The organism is Streptomyces sp. NPDC006552, assembly GCF_040611655.1.
In the GTDB taxonomy this organism is placed as follows: domain Bacteria; phylum Actinomycetota; class Actinomycetes; order Streptomycetales; family Streptomycetaceae; genus Streptomyces.
Genome location: NZ_JBEXOS010000061.1, coordinates 43555 through 50071 on the forward strand (window position 1 = coordinate 43555; position 6517 = coordinate 50071).

The following is a 6517-nucleotide window of genomic DNA, read 5'->3' on the forward strand; positions in this document are numbered from 1 at the left end:
CGCCGGAGGGGCTGGGGTCGCGTTCGTCGGTGCGCCGCCGTCGTGGCTGGTCGCGCAGTTCCCCGCGCCCCTCAGGGGGCTGGGTAGGAGCCCGCTAGGCCGCCGGGGGCACCCGGGGCGGGCGGCCCGGGCCGCGCGTCAAGGCGTACCCCCCGATGCCCGCCAGCGCCGCGAGCACCGCGCCGAGCGCCGTCCAGACCCAGCGACTGGTCCACCAGCCGGAGGCCCAGTCGTGGTCGTCCGTGGTGCCGGCCGTGCCGGGGACCAGCGGCGCGGAGAGCGAACCGTCGACCGCCGCCGCGCCCCCCATACCCTTCGACGCGGCCTCGACCGACGCCGAGACCGGCAGGCCGAGATCGGCACCGGCCAGATCGGTCACGGTAAGCCGGACGTAGTACGTGCCGGGCAGCGGGTCGTTCGCCCACGGCTCCGACCAGGCCCGCACCGTCCGCAGCGTGCACGCGAGGCCCACGCGCGCGGCATCGGCCGCCACCGCGCGGGCCTGGGTCCCGTACATGCAGGACTGGCGGCGGCGCAGCCCGTCGTACACGTCGAGCCGCCAGGTCTGGGCGCCGTGCCGGGTCTGCGCCGCGGGCAGTTCGACGGTGGCCCGCACCGTGGGCCGCTGCCCCTGGTCGGCAGGGAACGCCCAGTACAGGTAGTCGCCGGTCGAGGCGCTCGCCGTCGCCTTCTGCCCCTGTTCGACCGCCGTGGCGGTCCGGAACGACGTGCCCGCCTCGGTCGGCGCCTTCTTCGCGCCCTCGTCATCGTCCGCGACGGCGGGCCCCGCGGCCACCGTCCATGTCGTCAGGGCCAGCACCACACCCGCGAGGAACAGCCTTGTACGTCGCATCAGTTGGTCCTCCATACGGCGACACGCCAGCGCGAGATCCAGCCCCACAGCACACCCGCCAGGAAGCCCACCACGACGAGCGCGGCCAGCAGCCACCAGCCGTGGCCGAGTCCGAACGCCGCGACGTCGGACGCCGCGTCGGGGCCGTCCACCACGTCGACGGTCAGCTCGACCGGCAGGCCCGGGGTCGTCTTCACCGACGCGGGCGCGGAGTAGGAGTTGGAGACCTGGAGGCAGACCGTCTCCGGCTGCGCCTCGTCACTGTCGTCATCGGACCCGTCGTCCTCGGACTTCGGGTAGCGCAGCCCTGTCGAGATGACGTCGGTGCGCCCGTCCCCGGCCTCCTGGCCGCGCACGATCTCGCGGCCGTGCGTGGTGACCGCGCGCAGCAACACACCGTAGTCCCGGTTGACGGCTCGGTCGGCCGCGACGCTCACCGAGGCACGCAGCTCCTTGCCCGGCGCCACGTCCACGCGGTAGTAGCGGTGCTCGCCGAACTTCTCGCGGTCGGTGTAGAGGCCGGGCTTCAGCTGCGGTGCGTCCGCGCACTGCGCGGCGCCGTCGACGGCGACGGGCGTGACGACCGGGTCGGCCGCGCGGTCCACCAACTGGCCCACGCGGTCGCTCAGTTCCTCCTTGTGCCGGACCGAGGTGTACGTGCCGCCGGTGGCGTCGGCGATGCAGGAGAGCTGCGCCCGGGTCTTGGCGTCCGCCACCAGGCCGAGCGTGTCGATGGTGAGACCGATGCCCTTGGCGGCGATCTCGCGCGCCACCTCGCACGGGTCGAGGGGCTGGCAGGTGTCCTCGCCGTCGCTGATGAGGACGATGCGGCGGGTGCCGCCCTTCTCACCGGTGTCCAGGTCGCCGGCCGCCTTCAGCAGGGCCGGGCCGATCGGCGTCCAGCCGGTGGGGCTGAGCGTCGCGACGGCGGTCTTGGCGTCGGTGCGGTCCAGCGGGCCCACGGGGTAGAGCTGTGCGGTGTCCTTGCACCCCGTCTTGCGGTCGTCGCCCGGGTAGTTGGCTCCGAGCGTGCGGATCCCGAGCTGGACCTCCTCGGGCGTCGCGTCGAGTACCTCGTTGAACGCCTGCTTGGCCGCCGCCATCCGGGAGTCGCCGTCGATGTCGCGGGCGCGCATGGAACCGCTGACGTCCAGGACGAGTTCGACCTTGGGGGCGGGGGCGTCCCCGGCGGGCTCGTCGGCGGCGGCCGCGCTGCCGGCCGGTATGAGCCCGCCGAGGGCCAGGGCGGCGAGCAGGGCGCCCGCGCCCGCCGCCAGCCGTTGTCTAGTGATCATCGGCGGATCTTATGGATCACAGAGGGGACATGCCAAAACGAGGACCCCGCTCCCCTCCCCGAGGGGTCCGGGCCGCCCGTATAGCCTGACGGCGTGCTCAGAGAAGTCACCGCCACCCGGTACGTGAACCCGCTGCACACCGGAGGCTCCGTCCCCGGTGTGGTGGAGGCCGACGACCTCGGGACGTACGTGCTGAAGTTCACCGGCTCCGCGCAGGGGGTCAAGGCGCTCGTCGCCGAGGTCGTCGTCGGCGAGCTGGCCCGCCGGCTCGGGCTGCGCTTCCCGGAGCTGGTCCTCGCCCACTTCGACCCGGCGGTCGCCACCGACGAGCCGCACCAGGAGGTCCAGGACCTGCTGCGGGCGAGCGCGGGGCTCAACCTCGGCATGGACTTCCTGCCGGGCGCCGCGGACTTCACGCCCGAGGTCGCCGAGGTCTTCCCGGTCGACCCGCTGGAGGCCGGCCGGGTCGTCTGGCTCGACGCGCTGACCGTCAACGTCGACCGCACGGTGCACAGTTCGAACCTCATGGTCTGGCCCACGTCCGGGACGGTGCCGCCGCGGCTCTGGCTGATCGACCACGGCGCGGCCCTCGTCTTCCACCACCGCTGGGAGGGGGCCGCGCCGGACAAGGCGTACGACTTCAGCCACCACGCGCTCGGCGGTTACGGCCCCGACACCCGCGCGGCCGACGCGGAGCTGGCCCCCAGGGTGACGGAGGAGTTGCTGCGCGAGGTGCTCGGTCTCGTCCCGGACGCCTGGCTCACGGACTTCGCGACGCCGGACGAGGCGCGGGACGCGTACGTGTCCCATCTGCTGGCCCGCGCCCGTGCCTCGGCGGCATGGCTGCCCACGGACTTTCCCTCCCGCGACGAGCTGGCGGCGGCGGATGCGCGGCGCGCGGTCGCCATGGAGAAGGGGCGGCCGGGTTGGTTGAAGCGGGTGCCGGATCTGCACGGGAAGCCGCCGGCTGAGCAGGACTGGTCCGTGCACCTGGGGTGAGACGGGTTCGGTTCGTGGGTCGGGTGCGCCGCCGTCGTGGCTGGTCGCGCAGTTCCCCGCGCCCCTGAAGGCATGCGCTGCGCGCAGCCTTCCCCGGAGAGATGCCGCACGCAGTGCGCGTCTCGGAGGCGCGGGAAACTGCGCGACCAGCCACGACGAGAGCCGCGCTCCGACGGCTTCGCCGACCTGGCAGACGCTCCCGGGACAGGACGAGCCCCCCGGCACAGTGCGGTGCCGGGGGGCTCGGGTCCGGGTGGCTCAGCGGAGCCGCTCGTAGGCCGGCAGCGTGAGGAAGTCCGCGTAGTCGGCGTCCAGGGAGACCTGGAGGAGCAGGTCATGGGCCTGCTGCCACTCGCCGGCCGCGAAGGCCTCCTCGCCGATCTCGGCACGGATCTTCGCCAGCTCCTCGGCGGCGACCTCGCGGGCCAGATCGGCCGTCGCGGTCTGCCCGTTCTCGAAGACGACACCCGCGTTGATCCACTGCCAGATCTGCGAACGGGAGATCTCGGCGGTGGCCGCGTCCTCCATGAGGTTGAAGATGGCGACGGCGCCGAGGCCGCGCAGCCATGCCTCGATGTACCGGATGCCGACCTGGACGGCGTTGACCAGCCCGTCGTACGTGGGCTTCGCGTCGAGCGAGTCGATGGCGATCAGGTCACCGGCGGCGACGGAGACGTCCTCGCGCAGCCGCTCCTTCTGGTTCGGCTTGTCGCCCAGGACCTTGTCGAAGGACTCCATGGCGATCGGCACCAGGTCGGGGTGGGCGACCCAGGAGCCGTCGAAGCCGTCGCCGGCCTCGCGGTCCTTGTCGTTCTTGACCTTCTCGAACGCGACCTTGTTGACCTCGGCGTCCTTGCGGGACGGGATGAACGCGGCCATGCCGCCGATCGCGTGCGCGCCGCGCTTGTGGCAGGTGCGGACGAGGAGTTCGGTGTACGCGCGCATGAAGGGGGCGGTCATCGTCACGAGGTTGCGGTCCGGCAGGACGAACTTCTCGCCGCCGTCCCGGAAGTTCTTGACGATGGAGAAGAGGTAGTCCCAGCGCCCCGCGTTGAGCCCGCTCGCGTGGTCGCGCAGCTCGTAGAGGATCTCCTCCATCTCGTACGCGGCCGTGATCGTCTCGATGAGGACGGTGGCGCGGACGGTGCCCTGCGGGATGCCGACGTACTCCTGGGCGAAGACGAAGATCTCGTTCCAGAGGCGGGCCTCCAGGTACGACTCCGTCTTCGGGAGGTAGAAGTAGGGGCCCTTGCCCAGCTCGATGAGGCGCTTGGCGTTGTGGAAGAAGTAGAGGCCGAAGTCGACGAGGGCGCCGGGGACCGGCTTGCCGTCGGCGTCCACGAGGTGGCGCTCGTCCAGGTGCCAGCCGCGCGGGCGCATGACGACCGTGGCGAGCTGGCCGGCGTCCTTCAGGGCGTACGACTTCCCGGTGCGCTCGTCGGTGAAGTCGATGGAGCGGGTGTAGGCGGCGGTCAGGTTCAGCTGGCCCCCGATGACGTTCGCCCAGGTCGGGGCCGACGCGTCCTCGAAGTCGGCGAGCCAGACCTTCGCACCAGAGTTGAGCGCGTTGATCGTCATCTTGCGGTCGGTGGGGCCGGTGATCTCGACCCGGCGGTCGTTCAGCGCGGCCGGAGCGGGAGCGACCTTCCAGGAGTCGTCCGCGCGGATCGCGGCGGTCTCGGGGCGGAAGTCGAGCGACGAGGTGCGGGCGATCTCGGCGCGGCGCTCGGCGCGGCGGGCGAGGAGCTCGTCACGCCGGGGCGTGAACAGCCGGTGCAGCTCGGCCACGAAGGCGAGGGCCGCATCGGTGAGCACCTCGTCCTGCCGGGGCAGGGGCGCGGCGTCGACGATGGCCAGCGGGGACGGCGCTGGTGCGGACATGAGGCTGTCACTTCCTTCAGCGAGCGGCGGCGTGGCGGCACGGAGTGCCAGGGCGCCTGGGTACGGCTGCTGCCCCCGGATCCGGGGGCCGGCCCTTCTCGTCAGTGGATATTAGTTTCCTTATCGTGGAAGTTCAATGGTTTGTTGATGTCGAGATTCTCTGAGTCGACAGATCGTGGCGCTCAGTGCCACACCTTTTACTCAAGGTGGCGGAGGTCCTCCTCGGTGTCGATGTCGTACGCCTCGGCGATATCTCCGCACTCGACCAGCTCCACGGCGGCCGCGTGCTCCTTCAGGTAGGCCCGCGCGCCCCGGTCGCCGTCGGCGCTCGCCGCGATCCCCGCCCAGTGGTCGCGGCCGAAGAGCACCGGGTGCCCGCGCTCGCCGTCGTACGCGGCCGCCGCCAGGGAGGCGGGGGAGCGGTAGGCCGCGCGGACCCGGGCCACCGCGGCGGCGCCGATCCCCGGCTGGTCCACGAGCAGGACGAGGGCGGCGCGCGCGCCGGTACCGGCGAGGGAGTCCAGGCCCGCGCGCAGGGACGCGCCCATTCCCGAGCGCCACGCGGGGTTCTCCACGATCACGCACTCCTTCAGCCCGGCCCGTGCCCGTACGTCGTCCGCCGCGGCTCCGAGTACCACGTGCAGCGGACCGCATCCCCCCTCGCGCAGCATCCGTACCGCGTGTTCCACCAGGGGGCGCCCGCGGTGGGGGAGCAGGGCCTTGGGGCGCCCCCCGAGCCGTCGTCCGCCGCCCGCGGCCAGCAGCAGCCCGGCCACCTCGTCCGTTTCTCCGGTCGTCATGTCCCCTGCATACCGCACCGGGCCGGAGGGTGCTTGCGCCGGTGGAGTTGCCTTACGCAACGGACTGGCGCGAAAGGGGGCTCGTGGCGTTAACTGGGCGCGCACCAGGCCGAGTTGAGTGCGCGGGCGTACGCGGCGCGGACTGCACCGGAGTCGTATGACAGGCGCACAACGCTGTGCGGAGGGGGACCTGTGACGCGGAGTGTGGAGCACAGGCGGCGGCAGACGCGGGGGCGGGCTCCGATGAACGGCGACGAGAAGGATCCGCGGGTCTCGGAGCTGCGGGCGGCCGTCTCCCGGCTGCGGCGGGAGCTCGCCGCGCACCCGGCGGAGTTTCCCGACCGGGGGATCGCGGAGGAGGAGCTGGCCGCGCTCGACGCGATGGCGCGCGGGGGGTGTCCGGAGGTGCCGCGGTTGCGGCGGTCGCTGTTGCTCGTGGCGGGGGCGATCGGGTCGATGAGTGCGCTTTCTGGGGCGCTGGGGCAGGTGCGGGGGGCGGTGGAGATGTTCGGGGGGTCGGAGCGGCGGGGTTGATGTGGGTGGGGGCCCGGCCTGGGGGCGGGTTCGGTTCGTGGGTCGGGTGCACCGCCGTCGTGGCTGGTCGCGCAGTTCCCCGCGCCCCTGAAGGCATGCGCTGCGCGCAGCCTTCCCCGGGGAGATGCCGCACGCAGTGCGCATCTCTGGGGCGC

Annotated in this window: 6 protein-coding genes; 2 read left to right on the top strand and 4 right to left on the bottom strand. The window is 72.7% G+C overall.

Annotated features, from left to right (window positions below):
• Positions 1-94: 94 nt before the first annotated feature.
• Positions 95-853, bottom strand: coding sequence for a hypothetical protein (locus ABZY33_RS28275; RefSeq protein ID WP_356494518.1), 759 nt, complete (start codon positions 851-853; stop codon positions 95-97).
• Entirely contained in the window at positions 853-2148 is a 1296-nt protein-coding gene (locus tag ABZY33_RS28280; protein ID WP_356494519.1) for a VWA domain-containing protein, read from the bottom strand. Before ABZY33_RS28280 ends, ABZY33_RS28275 begins: the two co-directional genes overlap by 1 nt.
• Before the next feature lie 93 nt (positions 2149-2241).
• Here ABZY33_RS28280 and ABZY33_RS28285 point away from each other — a divergent pair, with 93 nt between their 5' ends.
• Positions 2242-3147 carry a HipA family kinase gene (locus ABZY33_RS28285; RefSeq protein ID WP_356494520.1) on the top strand — a complete coding sequence of 302 codons (906 nt, stop codon included), beginning with the start codon at positions 2242-2244 and terminating at the stop codon, positions 3145-3147.
• A gap of 258 nt (positions 3148-3405) precedes the next feature.
• Here the strand turns inward: ABZY33_RS28285 and aceB are convergent, their stop codons facing one another.
• Both aceB and ABZY33_RS28295 read right to left on the bottom strand, forming a co-directional pair.
• Positions 3406-5028, bottom strand: coding sequence for a malate synthase A (gene aceB / locus ABZY33_RS28290; RefSeq protein WP_356494521.1), 1623 nt, complete (start codon positions 5026-5028; stop codon positions 3406-3408).
• A 197-nt stretch (positions 5029-5225) separates the two neighbouring features.
• Positions 5226-5828, bottom strand: a complete 603-nt coding sequence (locus ABZY33_RS28295; RefSeq protein ID WP_356494522.1) for a nucleotidyltransferase family protein — start codon at positions 5826-5828, stop codon at positions 5226-5228.
• A gap of 243 nt (positions 5829-6071) precedes the next feature.
• Here ABZY33_RS28295 and ABZY33_RS28300 point away from each other — a divergent pair, with 243 nt between their 5' ends.
• Positions 6072-6362, top strand: a complete 291-nt coding sequence (locus ABZY33_RS28300; RefSeq protein WP_356494523.1) for a DUF5955 family protein — start codon at positions 6072-6074, stop codon at positions 6360-6362.
• The last annotated feature ends 155 nt before the right edge of the window (positions 6363-6517 follow it).

Bases quoted from the DNA above. Each gene is read 5' to 3' on its own strand.
- ABZY33_RS28280 (WP_356494519.1), bottom strand. From the start codon at position 2,148: ATGATCACTAGACAACGGCTGGCGGCGGGCGCGGGCGCCCTGCTCGCC.
- ABZY33_RS28275 (WP_356494518.1), bottom strand. From the start codon at position 853: ATGCGACGTACAAGGCTGTTCCTCGCGGGTGTGGTGCTGGCCCTGACG.
- ABZY33_RS28300 (WP_356494523.1), top strand. From the start codon at position 6,072: ATGAACGGCGACGAGAAGGATCCGCGGGTCTCGGAGCTGCGGGCGGCC.
- ABZY33_RS28295 (WP_356494522.1), bottom strand. From the start codon at position 5,828: ATGACGACCGGAGAAACGGACGAGGTGGCCGGGCTGCTGCTGGCCGCG.
- aceB (WP_356494521.1), bottom strand. From the start codon at position 5,028: ATGTCCGCACCAGCGCCGTCCCCGCTGGCCATCGTCGACGCCGCGCCC.